The organism is Porifericola rhodea (assembly GCF_030506305.1).
Taxonomy (GTDB): domain Bacteria; phylum Bacteroidota; class Bacteroidia; order Cytophagales; family Cyclobacteriaceae; genus Catalinimonas; species Catalinimonas rhodea.
Map to the genome: position 1 here is coordinate 4783760 of NZ_CP119421.1, position 17770 is coordinate 4801529.

Consider the following 17770-nt stretch of genomic DNA (forward strand, 5'->3'; position numbering starts at 1 on the left):
TATTGACTAATTGAGAACTCTCACTTAAACTTAATTGCAATATTGTTGCAATTAAACCAAGCTGTATTTAGCTTGCCAATTGTTATGAAAGGACCAATACATAACAATAACAAAAGTAGCAAAACTAAGGGTTTGACAATGCAAACGCTGTTAAGTGTATTGCTGCTCATTCTTTATATCGGTGGTAATATTGGTCCTGACCTCATTCACCAGGCAGTTCATAATCATGAGGAAACGGAGCACCACTCCCCTGAACAGGAGCTAGATCCCTGCCATCGTACAGTATTTCATCAGGATACCAGCAGTGGTTGCGAACACCAGACTCATATTTTTGCTGGTGAAGATTGTGATTTTCAGTCCGAATGGGTTAAGCCGCATCAGTCATCAGTGATTTACCTCCCTGATGTTGTAGCTCATTTCCATACTATAGCTACGCAAACTCATCTACTTTCCGTAAGCTCTTATAGCGCATACAGAACCTCTCTGCGTGGGCCTCCTATTGCCTGAACAACACTTTCTTATTTCGTTTACAAATTTCTTTTGTCAGTAAAACACTGCTACACAAGGGCATAGTGTATGGCTATCTCAGCCTTACAGCTCATGTAAATCTATATATGTGATCAGCTTAATGCAGGCTGGTATTGCCTCTATATAGTCAGCTAACCTTATGCGCAAACTTTATATCGTGATGTGGTTAATGAGCATCTCATTTGCTACATCAGCACAGTCTGTATCTATCCGGGGGATAATTCTGAATGGGCATGATCGTCCCATAGCAGGGGCTACGCTCAGGCTAGCAAAAAATAATAAAATTACAACTACCAATGATGAGGGGCTTTTTCGCTTCACCAATCTTGGTGTTAAGCAGGATACCCTTATGATTAGCCATGTGGGTTTTGCTCCGCAGCTGCTGGCTTTGTCTTTAGACACATTGCAGCAAGCGCTACACATACAGCTATCCCCCTCTCTTCAGCAGCTAGATGAAGTAGTAGTTAATGACTCTTACCTGGAGCGAATTCGTCAGGAAGAATCACTAAACGTAGAGCTGGTTAATGATAGCTTTATCAGAAGAAACCTGGGTGGTAGTCTTATGCATTCACTGGAAAAGATACCAGGAGTGAGCCTGATAGGCATTGGTGCCGGACAGTCAAAACCTCTTATCCGGGGGCTGGGCTTTAATCGGGTAGTAGTCATTGATAAAGGGATTAAACATCAGGGCCAGCAGTGGGGGGCCGATCATGGATTAGAAATAGATCAGTTTGCCCTGTACAAGGCAGAAATTATTAAAGGAGCAGCATCATACATGTATGGTTCAGATGCTATGAGCGGAGCAATAAATATTCAACCTAAACCGGCACCAGAAAAATACTCGCTGGGTGGAACAGTAGATATCATTTGCAAAACCAACAATCAGCTATATGGTACATCTGTAAATCTCTATGGAAGACACCATTACTGGTTTTTTGACACCCGAGTATCTCATCAGGCTTATGGCGACTATCAGGTGCCTACCGATACAGTATATGTGTACGATTTTGCGGTTGATCTACATGAGCAAAAACTGCGTAATACTGCCGGTAAAGAAACCAACCTTCATTTCACTGTAGGCTATATTCAGGATAACTGGCAGTCTGCCCTATATCTAAGCAGTAACTTTAGCAAAACTGGCTTTTTTGCCAATGCTCATGGCCTGGAGCCCAGACGTGTTGACAGAGCGCTACACGATAGGTCTAGTAGAGATATCCTTCACCCCTATCAAAATGCCCGTCATTTTAAAATGACCAATCGGAGCACCTTCTATGAGGGGGATCATATGCTGGAGCTAGATCTTGGCTATCAACGGAATTTCAGGCAGGAGTACAATCATTATGTAAACCACGGTTATATGCCAGCCATTTATCCTGAAGAAATGGCTATCCCTAGCGATCTGGAAAGAGAATTTGAAAAAGACATTTACACGCTCAACTTCAAGGATTATATAATAATAGCCAAACACAGTCTTCTGTGGGGTATCAATGCTGAACATCAGAAGAATATCATTAACGGATGGAGTTTTCTAATACCTTCATTTAATCAAACTAGCTGGGGTGCTTTTGTCTATGATAAGTATCAGTGGAAACCAAACCTTCTGTTTCATGCTGCCTTAAGATACGATTATGGACAAATACAGCTGTTCCCTTACCAGGATTGGTTTACTTCTGAGGTAGAAGAAGAGGGTGAGCTTATAGCTAAAAAAGTGAGCAGAGCTCAGGAGCTTAGCCGGGAATTTAATAGCCTGATTTGGTCTGTGGGACTTAACTACAGTGAGAATAAACTCAATTTAAAGGCAAATTTAGGAAAAAGCTTTCGGCTACCAATTGCCAAAGAGCTAGGAGCCAATGGCGTAAACTATCATTATTTCAGCTATGAAAGAGGGGATGCAGACCTGGATCCAGAACAGTCATATCAGGCAGATATTGGCTTAAGCTGGCAGGAGAAGAAATGGTCAGTATCAGTCTCTCCCTTTTTCAACTATTTTTCTAATTACATCTACCTTAACCCTACGGCAGAGCATGATTATCTGTACGGTGCAGGCAATCAGGTGTTTGAGTACACCCAAAGTAAGGTAGTCCGCTACGGTGCTGAAGTTGAATTTGACTGGACCATCTACAGAAACATAAGCCTGGAAGTACTGGGCGAATACCTGTACGCACGGCAGCTTTCCGGAGATAAAAAAGGGTATACCCTTCCCTTCTCACCTCCACCCTCTGTTGTATTTGGGCTTAACTGGTCGCCAGACACTGGTGAGGCCGTGCAGCATACTTACCTCTCTATAGACTACCGCTATGCTTTACGTCAGAATAACATAGTACCCCCCGAGAAAAAAACACCAGCTTATCAGCTACTGAATATTCAGGCAGGCACTGAGATATTATTTCAAAATGAGCCAATAGCGCTCAATCTGCAGATACAGAATTTGCTCAATACTAAATATATGAAGCACAACAGTTTTTACCGGCTTATAGAACTTCCTGAACCTGGCAGAAACTTCATTTTATCCATAAAAATACCTTTCACAATTATAAACAATTAACCATGCTTAACACACAAGAAAACACGATGTACAAATTTTTGTCTGGAGCAATGTCCAGAGTAATGCTATTAACTGCCGTATTGGCTTTTATGGTATCCTGTAGCGAAGACGACGATCCTAGTCCGGAAGCCCCGGTAATTTCAAATTTCTCGTTCGGACAGGGAAGTGATCATGGTACCGGACAGGTAGCTTACAAGGGTTCTGACCTACATATGGAAGCAGACATAGCTGCCGACGCAACCGTAAGCAGCATCAGTGTTTCTATTCACGGACATGACCTAACACCTGCTGAAGGTGAGGAAGAGTGGGATTTTGAACAAAGCTTTACCGACGAAAAATATATGGTGAAGAACGCTACCTTCCACGAACACATAGACATACCTGACAACATTCCTGCCGGAGAATATCATATCACTCTAACAGTTACTGATGATGCTGGAAACACCGCTGAGACCGAAGGAGAGCTGGAAATTATGGACTTGATTTCCTACAGCGATTTTTCTATGGATGAGTCAGTAGTAAGAGGCAGCGATATACATGCCGAGTTTATGGTTAATGCAGTACATGGCGTACACCACATTGTAGTGGATATCCACGGTCATGATCTACCGGTAGGCGAAGGAGAAGTAGAGTGGCATTACGAAAACGAATTTGAAGATGGCTACCATGGCGAAACTGAGGTAGAGTTTCATGAGCATATTGATGTACCTGCTACTGCTCCTGCTGGTGAGTATCATGCTACCTTTACCATAGAAGATGAAGAAGGCAATACCACAGTCATAGAGTCTCATATAGAAGTGAGCGCTTCTTAATTTTTATACTTCAAAATAAAATGAGATTGATTACTAATTGATGCAAATTTATTTTGATACACATCATATGAAATTAGCACAAACATTTGCCTTGCACAGATTGCTTTTGAGCATCTGTCTGGCTGCCTTAATCATAGTTTCTTCCTGCTCAGAGGATGATGAACCAGCCCCTCCCGCCCCTACTGTCAGCGAGTTAGAAATAGGTTCTGGTAATAATGGAATTGGAGTTATTGGACGAGATTTTCATCTAAATGCTGAAGTTGAAGCCGGAGATAAAATTGAAGATGTACTGATTAAAATTGTACAGCGAGCCGACCAGGAATATTTAGCAGATTGGTCATTTGAACTGTCGTGGGAAGAATTTAAAGGAGCAAAAAATGCTACTGTTCATAAGCACTTCGATATTCCTGAAGACGCAGTAGAAGGCTTTTACGATTTTATCCTGATTGTCAATGATGAGAATGGATCCTCATACGAAGAGACCTTTGATTTTGAAATTAAAGATCCTGCTAACCTTCCGGTGGACCCATATCTATACACCTGGTATACCAGTAAAAACGACGCGTATTTGTTTTTCGTGAATGAGTCTCTGGAAAACCCCGAAGGAGTAACACTTACAAAGGGCGATACACTGAAGTCTGATGTCACAATTAAAGATGTAAAAGGTGATGGCACGATTTACCTTGTACTGATTAAAAAGGATCAGAACCACCTTCCCGAAACGGTAGATGCCATTGACTTTTCTAAGGTAATTGTTTACGATAAATTTGAACATAAAGATCAGGAAGAAGTAGACTCATTTGGCAATATTATCTACGATGGACAGGGTGGTTATGAACGTGAAAGCCCAAAGTTTAGTATTGGTGCTTCTGAAGATAATAATACTCCTCAGCCTACCCCTATACAAGGTGATATTGAATGGGAAAATGGAGCGTATTATTTCGGAGTCATTTATACCAATTCAACCTATGATATGAGTGTGCATCACTACTTAGAGCTGAATCTGGAAGGTTTCTAACATAGGACAAATAAGAAGTGCGGGCAAAAACAGCTCGTACTTCCTTTCTTTTTCAATTGCATTCCCTAAGAACTAAAAAACAATGAAAAAACTAAGTAACCTACTGATATATAGCTTATTATCCTCATCAATTTTATTATTTAGCTGTGAGGAGCGGGAAGACATTGATACAGAGTACCCAACAATTGATATCAGCTATAGTGATGCTTTCCCCCGACAGTGTAGTAGCATAAAAAAAGGAAGCAGCATAACTTTTAAAGCTCTGTTTAGAGACAATGTACAATTGGGCTCCTATAGTATAGACATTCACCATAATTTTGATCATCACTCCCACAGTACAGAAGTAAACGACTGTGATATGGATGCGAAAAAAGAAGCTAACAATCCCTTTCTATTTATCAAAAACTACGATATCCCTGAAGGGCAGCAGGAGTTTGTGGCGGAACAGGAAATTGAGATACCCGCTGATATTGAAAGTGGAGACTATCATTTTATGATTTTGCTGACTGACGAAGAAGGCTGGCAAACCATTAAGGGACTAAGTATCAAGATTGAATAATCATGATGACATGATGAATACACATGCTTGGGAAATTTGTTATGATTGCTTAAATATATACTTATGCAAAAAAAGACTTACTTGTAATATACCGAATTTAATTGCCTAAACTTAATAAACTTAGGAAATTTTACAGATTGTTATTACCAGTAATTATAGTTAATATAGCTTATACACTTACAGCAGGTAATTAAGTAGTTTTACGATACTTAAAACTGTAGGTAGCATTAGATTGTGACTCGTCCATTAAATCAATCTTTTAAGCGTGAAACTTCATCTTGATGTAGCCCTGAGCTTCAAAAACGATTTTGATTATATTAACAAATCAATGCACACCTATTTGGTGCTTGCCCCTCTGGACGATAATACTGATGAGTTTTTAAACTCCATCCACGAGCTTATTCGTGCAGGTTTGAATTATAATAATGTGTTCTGGAAATCTACCACCGATTACTACACTTTGTATGTTCTGACCTACATTCAAAAACAAGAGAAGTACAAAAAGCAATATCTAGAACTTTGGCTGAAAACAAATCAGGAAAAAGACAGCAACAGCGCAGCTAAGCTGGACAATGCACCTTAAAGTGATTTAGAAACTGCCCGTTCATCACTTTTACTTAGTGTAGCTAAACACCTTGGACTAAAGACTCGAACCTACACACAAGCCTTCTTATTTTCAATTTATCATCTTCTTCTGCTGCCTATCAGTACTAGCTAAAACCATGAAAATTTATAGAGCTTAGGATGATTTTTTTTTGTTCCTTAGACATACCTCTAGTAGATTTACCACTCAATACAGCGTAAATGAAAGCACTTATTTCACTTCTGGCTATACTCATGCTCTTTAAACCTATCTGGCCGGTAGTGGATTTTGCTATCAATTACGATTATATAGTGGAGTACCTTTGTATCAACAGAGATAAGCCTGCTATCCAGTGCAATGGCAAGTGCTACCTGGCAAAACAAGTAGCAGAAGAAGAGGATCAAGATAAAGAGAAGCCAGCTAACGGAAAAAGCTACAGCTTTGATTTTACAATCGTGTATGCTTATCCTTCTCAAAAAACTTCTACCCCCCTTTTTAATTATCTAGTTTACGAATACGCTAGCTACTCTGAACTGTATACCAGTCTATTCGTTTCTGAAATTTTGCATCCCCCTCAACGCCATATACAAGCTTTAATGCAAGACACCCCAACAGCCAGTAAATCCAGTCTATTTAGTTTTCAAAACTGATAAACTCTTTTGTAAGCGCCGTTGGCAGGTGTACTTACCCCCTTACTCATACATTATCTCATTACACATAGAACTAGCTAGCTCATATTAGTTTAATGGCTGGTATCTGCCTCACTGGCACGCTAATCATAAACTTCTGAGCCTTTCTATGTATCTAAATATCTATTTACATGCAATTATATAGTGTGTGCTGGAGATGCTATGCTCTTTGCACATCAACCATAAAAACAGCAGTTTTTCTGCTCAGTTTTGTTTTTCTTATACTCAACAATCACTCATTAAAAGCTGAAAGTCCTTCAGTCTGGCAGCATGATGTCAGCGGATGGGTGCTGAACGAAAGTGGAGAAGCACTTGTCGGAGCAACAATTGTAGAAAAAGGCAGCAGCAATGGAACGGTGAGCGATATTGATGGACAGTTTCGTTTGCCTACCAATCCTGATGCTACTCTGATTATTTCCTATATGGGATACATCAGCCAGGAAGTTGCTGTAAACGGACGGGCCACACTAAATATTACTTTAAAGGAGGATGCGACCAGCCTGAATGAGGTAGTGGTTACCGCTTACGGAACATCTAACAAAAGAAGTTTTACAGGAGCTGCTCAAAAGGTAGAGACAGAAAGGCTAAGTAGAACTGTAAACCCAAGTTTTGAGACTGCTCTACAGGGTAATGTAAGTGGAGTTAACGTTTATGCCTCCGGACAGCCGGGAGGCAGCTCTAATGTTCAGATAAGAGGTATAAGCTCAATCAATGGTTTATCTCAACCTCTATATGTTTTAGATGGCGTGGTCATCAATACCGATAATACTTCCAGAATTGGAGGCAATGGCGCGGTAAACCAGACCAACCCTCTATCTACCATTAATACGCAGGATATTGAAAGTATTACTGTACTAAAAGACGCTGCAGCAGCCTCGCTCTACGGATCAAGAGCTGCTAATGGGGTCATTGTTATTACTACTAAAAAAGGTAAAAAGGGAGATACGGAAATCAATTTTAATACTGAGCTCGGATATACACAGAACCTGACTCAGGAAAAAATGATCAACAACCAGCAGTTTAGAGAACTGTGGCAGGAAGGGCAACTGCACCAGTACATCCAGAATAATGAAAATGGAGAATTTTTTAGCGTGTACCAGAATACTGACCTCCTGATGTACTACCAGAACCAGGCAAAGAGTGACTATGAAGCCATTTACGGTACTTCTGAAGTTAATGCAGACTGGCTGGACGCTATTTACCGTTCAGGTTCCCTTCAGAAGCACAACCTTTCGGCAAGAGGAGGTAGTGACAAAAGTAGCTTTTTCATTTCCGGAGAGTACTTTAACCAGGAAGGGACTATTATAGAGTCTGACTACCGAAGATATTCCGGCAGAATTAATCTGGAAAATCAGGCCAAAGACTGGCTTAAGCTGGGAGTTAATTTATCTCTGGCAAAATCTGAACGCAACAGCGGACAGTACGATGGAGAATATGCCGGAGGACTTAATCCTCTTTATATGGCTCGCGTGCTGCCTCCTGCTGCTCCAATTTACGACCCTGAGGGTTACCAAGGCATTGCAGATTTGCCTAATGCTATTGAAAAAAACGCAAACCCTATTGGTGTAATCAGGGTGGGAGAATATGCTAACCATCAGTTTAGAGTGCGAGGTGATGTGCATGCCGAACTACGATTACTGAATAGTCTGAAGTTTAAAACTACCTTTGGCATTGACCAGCAAGCTAACGAGGAGTCATTATATGACAACAAAGAGTTTGGTGCCGGAGGCGGCACCTGGAATGGCGTGTTGTATGTAGCTCAAAGTGAGGTCTTTCAGTATACCTCTTCTAACCTGCTAAACTACAACAGACAGCTAGCCAAACATGGCTTCGGTGCATTAGTGGGCTTTGAGTCACAGGTGTCCAACATGAGCTCTATCAATAATTCCGGCTATGATATTTTAGATAGTGAGCTGCTATCTTCCAGTAGTATTGGTGCCCTATGGTCGTGGACCGGCTACTCAGAAAACTATTCTCTTTTATCGTATTTCTCTAACTTCAATTACAACTATAACCAGAAGTACTATCTGGCAGCAAGCTACAGAAGAGATGGCTCTTCCAGATTTGGGAAAAATACCCGCTGGGGAGACTTCTGGTCAGTATCTGGTAGCTGGATAGCTTCAGAAGAAGAGTTTCTTCAGTTTGATGCGCTTGATTACCTGAAATTCAGAGCGAGTTATGGTACTAACGGAAACCTCCCCCCTGACTTTTATGCTTCGTTAGCCTTTTTTAATACCGATGGAAAAGCTTATGGAGGTTCTTCTGGCTTATCGTACGGTCAACTTGCCAACCCAGATCTGTCATGGGAATTAAGTAACAACTTCAATATTGGCTTTGATGCTATTGTATTTAAAAAAGTAGACATTACTCTGGAGTACTTTGCCAAACACACCAAAGACCTTTTGCTTAATATTCCTGTTTCAGCGACTACCGGTTTCGCCAATCAGTTGCAAAACTATGGAGAGATGAAAAACCGGGGGTGGGAATTAGCTCTAGGTTATACTCCCATAACCAGCACAAACTTTTCTTGGGATAGCAGACTTAACCTGACATTTTTGTCTAATGAGGTCAGCAGACTAAAATCAGATCTGGTACCTTCATACAATTCTCAATACGGTCAAGACCCCAGCATTATTAAAGTGGGTGAAAGTATCAATTCTTTCTACCTCAGAGATTATGCCGGAGTCAATAGTTCTACCGGTTTCGCGGAGTACTATGTTTTAGAAAATGGTAAAAGAACCGGCGAGTTGACTACCAATGCTGAGGAAGCAGGTTTTGGTATATTTGGGGATGCTCTTCAGGATATGCAGGGTGGTTTTCATAATCAGTTACAGTACAAGCAATTCAGTCTGGACTTCTTGTTTACTTTTGGTATAGGTGGAAAAGCATACGATCGTACTGCCTTCAAAAGAGATGATGATGGCTATGCCCCTCAATTCTCCAACACCCAGGCACAACTTAACCCCTGGAACCCCAACAATACGGAGGCTACAGTCCCCATCAGAATTAATGGTAATCCAAGCTTTTCCAATGATGTATCTACACGGCATTTGTACGATGCTGACTACTTAAAATTCAGAAATATCAAGCTGAGCTATAAACTACCCCAGTATAGATTTATACAGGGAGGATCAATATATGTGCAGGGTGATAACCTCTTGTTATTTACTGAACTGGACGACTATGACCCTGAAGCAGTAGCCGATGGAGTTAATTTTTTTCAGGTACCTACCGTATCCAGTATCATCCTCGGTCTAAACATCAAACTATAACAGTCAGCAAATGAAACTTTCAAAATATATAAAAATCATACTGGTAGCTAGCCTGCTGGTTTATCAGAGCTGTAGCGAAGATATATTAACTCAAACACCTGATCATGTCATCTCAGAATCCTTGGTCATAGGTTCAGTAGACAAACTGCAAAGACTGCTTACCGGTTCGTACAATGAGATTTCCAGAGGAGCTTATCTGGGACGAGTATTATACAAGCGAGCCGCAGTTAAAAGTCCAGATTTTAGGTTTGTGCAGACCATTTATAATCCACGAGACTATGAGCAGTCAGAATACAGATACGAGGAAAGTAGTAATAATAACGGAAGCGCTTATGATTTATGGCTGCAATGCTATAAAGCCATAGGCAACCTTAATCTCATTCTGGACAATATAGATCAGGCCGAAGGCAACGACAACAAGAGAAGGCAAATTAAAGCTGAAGCTATGGCCTTAAGAGCCATGGTGTATTTTGACCTGGCCCGCACATTTGCTTACCCCTGGATAAAAGAAGGTGCCACTGCTCAGGGACTTCCACTAAAGCTAAGCACCAATCATATAGTTGTGGAAAGAAGTAGTTTGGGCGATACTTATGATTTTATCATAACTGACCTGGAAGCAGCTTCGGAAATTATAGGGGAGGATGAATTTACTGCTGGCAGCAGTAAGTATATTAGCAAAACAGCGATCTATGCGCTTTTGTCCAGAGTATATTTATACAAACAGGATTGGGAGAAGGCACTGCTGTACGCTCAAAAAGTACTGGAAGTAAAAGGTGAGGCTGATTTAATGGATGTTAATTCTTATATGTTTAATGACTATACCAGCGAGTCTCTTTTTGAGTTAAGCATAGATAGTGAAAACTCTTTGGGAAGCAATGGCCTGGGTGCGCAATTTGACTACCGTGAAGGCGGACAGGGAGATGTAGTGGCCACGCAAACCTTTGTTGACCTGCTCCAAACCTATGAAGGTGACCCCAGAGCAAATTTGCTCACCGAAGATAAGGAAGGCAATCAGACTGCTTTTGTAAAGTACATCAACAGAGAAGGCGGCTCAGGACTGAGTATTCATAATATACCGATTATTCGTCTGTCTGAAGTTTACTTAATAGCTGCTGAAGCCTGTGCCCAGGGAGCTACTGGCGGACAAATCCAAGCTCTCAGCTACTTAAATACCCTTATTAAAAAAAGGACTAGCAATTTTGAAGCACACCAGGCGAGCGAAACAGAGGATGCTCTTAAAGAACGTATTGCCCAGGAACGAAGAAGAGAGCTTGCCCTTGAAGGTCATGGAATTTACGACATCATCCGTACCGGAAAAAACATCCTGAGGCCTGAGTCCGATCATATAAATACAGGTGTTAATTCCAGCAATCTCAATATTGAGGCATTTTCGCATAAAACGATCTATCCTATTCCTGCCAGCGAGATTGAAGCCTCTGGTATGCAACAAACTGAAGGCTACTGAAGAATAGAGAGGCAATAAAAAAAGCGAAGTTTACACTTCGCTTTTTTTAGACCTTAGCCGCTTCTATAATTAGTTGTTTCAGCATCTATCAATTAACAAATATCATTAATAATTGCTTCAGCTATCCATTTTTGTCTTCTGTAAATTTCCAGTAAGAGTAGGTTTGCCATTCGCTTTTATGTAAAGCAGAGTTCTTTAGAAAATCCTGAATATCGTGAATAGCTGACTGTTCTGCTGCCGCAAAAACAAATCTGCTAGTGTCTGCTGGCAACTCTAGATTTTTAAGATACCCGGCCAGTATGGATTTCTTTCCCGGGCTACTATTGAATATCCATTGTATGTCTATTCCAGGAGGACTGCTCATGTTTATGACATCTTCCTCGCTATACACTTCAATAATAGCCTTACCCTTAGCGGAATACGGTAAAGATTCTAACATAACACTTATCACTGGCAGAGCAGTATGATCCCCAGCAAAGAGGTACCAGTCAGCAGCTAAGTACAATTGCTTCTCTCTTTGCTTCATAAGTACACCAAGCTGATCACCTGGCTGTGCATATATGGCCCAGGTAGAGGCCGGACCTGATTCGCCATGAGCTACAAAGTCAATAGTCATCTCCTTTTTTTCCAGGTCCAGGTCGCGCATTGTGTAAGTTCTGATATGCACCTCCTCCATACCAATTCCGCTGGACAAACCTGACAGGTTCAAAGGGACTGCTTTATCCTTGGGAATTACTATTTTGTTGTTTTCTCCTTTTTTCGCATTCCTAAAATTAGGGAGGTCATCCCCTTCTAAATTAATTCTTATATAGTGCGGGCTTAAGTATTTTTTTTCCTTAACAGTCAGCACACCTCTCATTAATCTTGCTTCTTTACTCATTTTTTTCCTTTCTCTTGCACAAAAAAAAATCACTATTCAAAAGTGTTTTGATGGTTAAGGGTTAGTTAGTTGCTGGCATGATAGTTTCGGATTGCTTCTATAATAGAGATATGCTCTCTTCCGCTAGCTTTGTAGTAATCTGAGTTAACATTCATACCACCGTTTTTTATTCCCTCGTATATTCCACTGATAATAGTGCCCATAAACTCCCCCAGTTCATTAATTCGCTCTTCACGATAAGCCTGTACACTTAAAGGCTCATATGTAAGCTTGGTGCCGTAAACATCATTAATTAACTCAGCCAGTTCGTATTGTGTGATGGGGTTGCCAGACAGATTATAAATTTCACCATTATGTTTTTCCTCAGTCAGCATCTTCGCGTACGCGAAAGCCAGTTCTGTTCGGGTTGTGTAGGCACACCTGCCATGGCCAGCACAGTTGCTTATTTTACCATCTTTTTTGTACTGATCTATATACTCCAGGTCAGGCTCCAGGTACAAGCCATTACGTCCTATGACCCAGTCTAAGCCACTATTTTTCAGGTAATCTTCAGTATGACGGTTGCTTTTAACTACCACAGAAAAGTCCGATTCTTCCAGGGGGCCAATAATGCTGGTATACACAATTTTACTGACACCAGCACTTTTTGCTGCTTCAATTACATTCGCATGCTGCTGTTTACGTTTTTCAGGCTCACCATTTCCAGATACCAACAGTAGCGTATCTATGCCTTTCAAAGCTTCATCAAAATCTTCTTTATGGTTATAGTCTCCAGACCGCACCTCTACCCCCAGCGATTTGGCATTTTCGGGAGTACGCGCGATGGCAACGATATTTTCCTTACCAGCAACTACTTTAAGTGATTGAACAATAGCTTTTCCCAATTGTCCGCTGGCAGATGTTACAGCTATTTTCATTTTTTTAAAGTTTGATATACAAAATTTAGAAAGGTAAAAGTAGGCTCTAAAATGTATATGCGGCAGGTTATGCTGAGCATAAATATGGTAAAAATGGGAAAATCAATGTTAATATAGCGTTTCCCTTAGCTGAGATGGAGTCAGGCTGGTATGTTTCTTTACAAACTTCACAAAGTTGGTAGGTTCGTGGAAACCCACTTTATAACTGACCTCATTAATAGTTAGCGAAGAATTGGCAAGTAGCCTTTTTACCTCAAGAATCAGGTAAGCTACTATATAATCTTTCACGCTCATATTCACTATCTCCCTACTTATCATATTCAGTTTTTTAGAAGACATGTTAAGCTGATCTGCATAATAACTCACATTCCGAGAACGATATAAATTGTTTAGCAAAAGTTGCTGAAATCGCACAAAATCAGCATAATATGCGGGCTTGGAAGTATCGTTATACTCCTGTCGCAATCGCTGAGATTTTAGTAACAACAGATGCAGATAAGTACGCATTATATCTTCCTTGCTTTTGTCATCTTTCTGTTTACTTTCTGCCTTCGCCATTATTACCAAAGTTTCAAACTCATTAAGTTCCTCTTCTTTCAGCCTGACTATCGGATGGTAGAGTTGGTAGCTAAAAAGTTGCTGAAGAAAGATGGCATCTTTGCTAACCACACTCTTGCTCAGGAAATGATCAGTAAAGAAAATGATATAGCCACCGTTGTTTTTTAAAGAAGAAAAAGCGTGCACCTGTTCCTTTGCAATAAATATGAGACTTCCTTTCTGAAATGTATAAGGTTTAAAGTCAATTAAGTGCTCTCCTGCTGCTCCCTCAGTGACAAGTATGATAGCATAAAAATTTAACCGATGAGATTTAAAAGGATCATGATCTTCATATTTTTGCCGAAATAGTTTGGACAAATGAGCAATTTCAAACTCTAGCGCATGCTCAGAATCTTTTTTAAACCTGAGTTTAGGAATATCGCTCATAGCCAAGGGGGGTACACATCACTGTATCTTTCATCTTTTTACTATTTCTCAAACGGGCGTTGGCTATTCAAGTTTATTAAGAAATATAAACAAAAAAAGGAAAGCCATAAATGGCTTTCCTTTGGGCTGTCAAACCAGACTACTTAGTGTAGCACTTAAAAAATTACTCTTCTATCCACTGATAGGCTTTATCTCTTTCTGAGTAGTGAAAACTTTTCAGATGAATACCGTCAACCGACTGAGCCAGTTGGTGCGCCTGCCTGATGTTATCTGTGGCAGTTAGTATGACTCCTTTTTCAAACTTATCCAGCTCTCCAAAATTATAAGTAAGCTCTTCCAGTAAAGTATCGATAGAAAAACCGTTCAGGTCTACGTATTCTACATACAATCGTAAAGTATTGTACAGCTTCAGCTTTTCCTTCAGCACTTTCATCAAGGGCTTCAGGTCTAGCTGGCTGATGGTACCATCTATACGAAAACCTACAATATCGTCTCTGTGCATATTAAAAGCCTCTATCATATCTTAAACCTTATGGATGAACGTTAAGCAAATGGATTCTTAGTAGTAATTTTACATAAACTGTATTTTGGAAAGCATATTGAACAAGTTAAAATCAAAGGTAAAGCGGTGCGGCATCACTAAAAATGATTTTTCTCCCCTACAAAAGATGATTTAAGTCATTTAAAACTGAAGTCATTCTTACTATCCTCCAAAAATTAGCATCTACATCTATGAGAGTACATAAAGCTACAGACCCTACAGAAAAGACATACGAAAACACCTTGCTGGAAAGTGTGTTTGCCTATGCTCCACAAGCAGTGCTGCTTAGTGATCTGGAAGGTAAGCTGATAAAAGCGAACGAACGGGCTGCTGAGCTGTTTGGCTATTCACCGGAAGAACTTCTTCAAAAAACAATTCTTCAGCTAATGCCAGAAGTAGAACATGCTGGCTTAGAGGGGCTAAAAGCGGCCACATCCATCCCATACGAAACCTACGGCCTGCATGCCCATCGCGGAAAGATAAAGCTCTTGCTACACCAAATTCCTCCTACAGCAGATCGTAATTTTGCGCTATACTACATAGACCTGCACGCGAGAAGTCAGGGAGCCATCAGCCAGATGAACACCATTCCAGAGGCGGAAGATGGAAGGCTACGCAATTACACGGAAGAATTGGAAAGAAAAGTTAGCGAGCGTACCCGTGAACTTAGCGCAATGGTAAAAAAACTGGTAGAAACCAACCTATCGCTGGAATACCAGATGCACGAAACTCAGTTGGCTGATGCTCAGGCCAAGAAAAACTATGCGCTTTATGTAGCTATTGCGCGCTATTTTCCTAAAGTGATGATAGTAGTCATTAACCGGGAGCACCGCATCGTATTTCTAGATGGTGAGGAACTCCAAAAAATAGGTTTGGACAAGCAGCGGGTAGAGGGTCTCTCCATTGAAGAAGTACACACCTTCTCCGAGCAATGGAAAAAGCAAATGAGCGGCTACGCCTATCAGACTTTTGCGGGTGGGCATTACTCATACGAAATCAGGCACCGAAATAACAATTATAAAGTCAATACCATGCCGCTGGAAGATGGGCAGCTAGGTGTAAACCTGGTTATGTTTGTCTTTACCAACATCTCTGAGCAAAAGCGAACTGAGCTTAAGATGCTAAAGGCTCTAAAAAAAGAAAGGGAGTTAAGCGAGCTTAAGTCGCGCTTTGTGTCTATGGCTTCTCATGAGTTCAGAACTCCGCTGAGTACTATACTTTCCTCTGCCAACCTTATTGCCAGGCAGAACGAGGCCGGAAAAGAGGACAAAAGACTTAGAAATGTTGAGCGGATCAAGTCCAGCGTTAAGAATCTGGTAGATATTCTGAATGAGTTCTTGTCTATTGGTAAACTGGAAGAAGGCGAAGTACAGATGAAGAAAGAGCAGTTTGACCTGATTAAATTTTTGAACAGCATTATTCAGGAGTTGCAACATGTTAGAAAAGAAGGTCAAAAGGTTTTACTACAGTCAGAAATGCACTCAATACCCGTTTTTCTTGACCCCCAGTTTACCCGAAACGTATTTCTCAACCTTTTATCCAACGCCCTTAAATATTCGCCACCGCATAAGAATGTGTACATTAAAATTCAATCTCAGGAAGGTGCACTTAGTGTTGTGGTAGCAGACGAAGGCATAGGTATACCGGAAGATGAACAAAAAAATCTCTTTAACCTTTTCTTCAGGGCTCGTAATGTTACCAATATAGAAGGTACTGGTTTAGGCCTGCCCATCGTTCAGAAATACATAGCCCTGATGAATGGCAAAATTACTTTTAAAAGTAAGCTGGAGCAGGGTACCACTTTTACCATTTCTTTACCTCTAGAGAGACCGACATGAAGAAAATCATATTGATAGAAGATAATCAGGATGTTAGAGAAACTACTGCTGATATACTGGAGCTAGCCAATTACGATGTAAGTACGGCAGAAAATGGTAAGGAGGGCATCCGTAAGGTTATTGAAGTACAGCCAGACCTTATCATTTGCGATATCATGATGCCCGGGCTAGATGGCTATGGAGTACTTCATATTCTAAGCAAAAAACCGGAAACCGCGCGTATTCCTTTCATATTTCTGACTGCTAAAGCAGAAAAAACAGATATCAGAAGAGGTATGAACCTGGGTGCCGATGATTACCTTACCAAGCCTTTTGAAGAAATGGAACTGCTAAACGCCGTAGAAAGCCGTTTGAAAAAAAACGAAATGATGCAGTCCGAAAGCCAGACCTCACTAGGTGGTATAGAGGCTATCTATAGCGAAGCGGGCACTTTAGAAGAGCTTAAAACTCTCTCTAAAGAAAGAAAAATCCGTACCTACAAAAAGAAGAGAATTCTGTTTCAGGAAGGAAATAAAACCGAAACCATTTTCTTTGTTAATAAGGGTAAGGTTAAGACCTATAAAACCACAGAAGATGGTAAAGAATTTATTACCAGCATCTATCAGGAAGGTGAGTTTTTTGGCTACATGCCCCTGCTGAGCAGTAAAGAAACCTATACCGAAACCGCAATTACTATGGAAGAGTCTGAGCTTTGCCTTATCCCTAAATCTGACTTTTACCAGCTTATTCACTACAACCACAAGATCGCTAACAAATTTATTAAAATGCTGTCTAACAACCTTTTGGAAAGGGAGGAACAGCTACTACAGGTATCATATCATTCGGTACGGCAGAGAGTAGCCGAGGCCCTGCTTAAGCTTAATGAGAAAGCCCCCTACAACGAAGGCATTGCCATAAGCAGAGAGGATCTTGCCGGACTAATAGGTACTGTAAAAGAGACCGTAATACGTACCCTGGCAGATTTTAAAGATGAAGGCCTCATTGCTATTGAGCGAAAGTTTATTAGAATTCTTAGTACCGAAGGGCTTATGAGGGTAAAGATGTAAACGCTACATATACATATTCTGCTTCTTGCCAGATGACAAAAGTCACCGAAATCTTCAGACTATCGTCATTTATTAGTATTGCATTAGCTCTTT

Annotated in this window: 15 protein-coding genes; 11 read left to right on the forward strand and 4 right to left on the reverse strand. The window is 40.7% G+C overall.

The features are described from left to right. The first annotated feature begins 138 nt into the window (after nucleotides 1-138). From PZB74_RS19630 to PZB74_RS19670, 9 genes are all read left to right on the forward strand, one after another. The gene (locus PZB74_RS19630; protein ID WP_302238865.1) at nucleotides 139-507 is read left to right on the forward strand and encodes a hypothetical protein; all 369 of its coding nucleotides are present in this window, start codon (nucleotides 139-141) and stop codon (nucleotides 505-507) included. 160 nt (nucleotides 508-667) lie between these two features. Then, entirely contained in the window at nucleotides 668-3073 is a 2406-nt protein-coding gene (locus tag PZB74_RS19635) for a TonB-dependent receptor (protein WP_302238866.1), read from the forward strand. 2 nt (nucleotides 3074-3075) lie between these two features. Continuing rightward, nucleotides 3076-3885: a DUF4625 domain-containing protein gene (locus PZB74_RS19640; protein WP_302238867.1), complete on the forward strand. Its 810-nt coding sequence runs from the start codon at nucleotides 3076-3078 to the stop codon at nucleotides 3883-3885. A 67-nt stretch (nucleotides 3886-3952) separates the two neighbouring features. Continuing rightward, nucleotides 3953-4903, forward strand: a complete 951-nt coding sequence (locus PZB74_RS19645; protein ID WP_302238868.1) for a DUF4625 domain-containing protein — start codon at nucleotides 3953-3955, stop codon at nucleotides 4901-4903. Between the two features lie 82 nt (nucleotides 4904-4985). After that, nucleotides 4986-5462, forward strand: a complete 477-nt coding sequence (locus tag PZB74_RS19650) for a DUF4625 domain-containing protein (RefSeq protein ID WP_302238869.1) — start codon at nucleotides 4986-4988, stop codon at nucleotides 5460-5462. Nucleotides 5463-5727: 265 nt separating this feature from the next. Then, the gene (locus PZB74_RS19655) at nucleotides 5728-6045 is read left to right on the forward strand and encodes a hypothetical protein (RefSeq protein ID WP_302238870.1); all 318 of its coding nucleotides are present in this window, start codon (nucleotides 5728-5730) and stop codon (nucleotides 6043-6045) included. 221 nt (nucleotides 6046-6266) lie between these two features. After that, nucleotides 6267-6695, forward strand: coding sequence for a hypothetical protein (locus tag PZB74_RS19660; RefSeq protein WP_302238871.1), 429 nt, complete (start codon nucleotides 6267-6269; stop codon nucleotides 6693-6695). Between the two features lie 170 nt (nucleotides 6696-6865). Further along, nucleotides 6866-10006: a SusC/RagA family TonB-linked outer membrane protein gene (locus PZB74_RS19665; RefSeq protein WP_302238872.1), complete on the forward strand. Its 3141-nt coding sequence runs from the start codon at nucleotides 6866-6868 to the stop codon at nucleotides 10004-10006. Nucleotides 10007-10016: 10 nt separating this feature from the next. Next, nucleotides 10017-11471, forward strand: a complete 1455-nt coding sequence (locus PZB74_RS19670; RefSeq protein ID WP_302238873.1) for a RagB/SusD family nutrient uptake outer membrane protein — start codon at nucleotides 10017-10019, stop codon at nucleotides 11469-11471. Nucleotides 11472-11592: 121 nt separating this feature from the next. On the opposite strand, the gene PZB74_RS19675 is transcribed toward PZB74_RS19670, so the two are convergent. The 4 genes from PZB74_RS19675 to PZB74_RS19690 all read right to left on the reverse strand — a co-directional run bounded on the left by PZB74_RS19675 (nucleotide 11593) and on the right by PZB74_RS19690 (nucleotide 14772). Further along, on the reverse strand, nucleotides 11593-12351 hold the full coding sequence (locus PZB74_RS19675; protein WP_302238874.1) for a siderophore-interacting protein: 759 nt from the start codon (nucleotides 12349-12351) through the stop codon (nucleotides 11593-11595). 65 nt (nucleotides 12352-12416) lie between these two features. After that, a complete protein-coding gene (locus PZB74_RS19680) occupies nucleotides 12417-13268 on the reverse strand; it encodes an SDR family oxidoreductase (protein ID WP_302238875.1) in 852 nt (283 codons plus the stop codon). A gap of 108 nt (nucleotides 13269-13376) precedes the next feature. After that, entirely contained in the window at nucleotides 13377-14252 is an 876-nt protein-coding gene (locus PZB74_RS19685) for an AraC family transcriptional regulator (RefSeq protein ID WP_302238876.1), read from the reverse strand. A 163-nt stretch (nucleotides 14253-14415) separates the two neighbouring features. Then, nucleotides 14416-14772, reverse strand: a complete 357-nt coding sequence (locus PZB74_RS19690; RefSeq protein ID WP_302238877.1) for a SpoIIAA family protein — start codon at nucleotides 14770-14772, stop codon at nucleotides 14416-14418. 212 nt (nucleotides 14773-14984) lie between these two features. On the opposite strand from PZB74_RS19690, the gene PZB74_RS19695 reads away from it, so the two are divergent. Beyond that, nucleotides 14985-16631: a sensor histidine kinase gene (locus PZB74_RS19695; protein ID WP_302238878.1), complete on the forward strand. Its 1647-nt coding sequence runs from the start codon at nucleotides 14985-14987 to the stop codon at nucleotides 16629-16631. Then, nucleotides 16628-17677, forward strand: a complete 1050-nt coding sequence (locus PZB74_RS19700; protein ID WP_302238879.1) for a response regulator — start codon at nucleotides 16628-16630, stop codon at nucleotides 17675-17677. Before PZB74_RS19695 ends, PZB74_RS19700 begins: the two co-directional genes overlap by 4 nt. Nucleotides 17678-17770: the final 93 nt, after the last annotated feature.

Coding starts and splice junctions, on each gene's coding strand:
- PZB74_RS19630 (WP_302238865.1), top strand. CDS start 139: ATGCAAACGCTGTTAAGTGTATTGCTGCTCATTCTTTATATCGGTGGT.
- PZB74_RS19635 (WP_302238866.1), top strand. CDS start 668: ATGCGCAAACTTTATATCGTGATGTGGTTAATGAGCATCTCATTTGCT.
- PZB74_RS19640 (WP_302238867.1), top strand. CDS start 3,076: ATGCTTAACACACAAGAAAACACGATGTACAAATTTTTGTCTGGAGCA.
- PZB74_RS19645 (WP_302238868.1), top strand. CDS start 3,953: ATGAAATTAGCACAAACATTTGCCTTGCACAGATTGCTTTTGAGCATC.
- PZB74_RS19650 (WP_302238869.1), top strand. CDS start 4,986: ATGAAAAAACTAAGTAACCTACTGATATATAGCTTATTATCCTCATCA.
- PZB74_RS19660 (WP_302238871.1), top strand. CDS start 6,267: ATGAAAGCACTTATTTCACTTCTGGCTATACTCATGCTCTTTAAACCT.
- PZB74_RS19665 (WP_302238872.1), top strand. CDS start 6,866: ATGCAATTATATAGTGTGTGCTGGAGATGCTATGCTCTTTGCACATCA.
- PZB74_RS19670 (WP_302238873.1), top strand. CDS start 10,017: ATGAAACTTTCAAAATATATAAAAATCATACTGGTAGCTAGCCTGCTG.
- PZB74_RS19675 (WP_302238874.1), bottom strand. CDS start 12,351: ATGAGTAAAGAAGCAAGATTAATGAGAGGTGTGCTGACTGTTAAGGAA.
- PZB74_RS19680 (WP_302238875.1), bottom strand. CDS start 13,268: ATGAAAATAGCTGTAACATCTGCCAGCGGACAATTGGGAAAAGCTATT.
- PZB74_RS19685 (WP_302238876.1), bottom strand. CDS start 14,252: ATGAGCGATATTCCTAAACTCAGGTTTAAAAAAGATTCTGAGCATGCG.
- PZB74_RS19690 (WP_302238877.1), bottom strand. CDS start 14,772: ATGATAGAGGCTTTTAATATGCACAGAGACGATATTGTAGGTTTTCGT.
- PZB74_RS19695 (WP_302238878.1), top strand. CDS start 14,985: ATGAGAGTACATAAAGCTACAGACCCTACAGAAAAGACATACGAAAAC.
- PZB74_RS19700 (WP_302238879.1), top strand. CDS start 16,628: ATGAAGAAAATCATATTGATAGAAGATAATCAGGATGTTAGAGAAACT.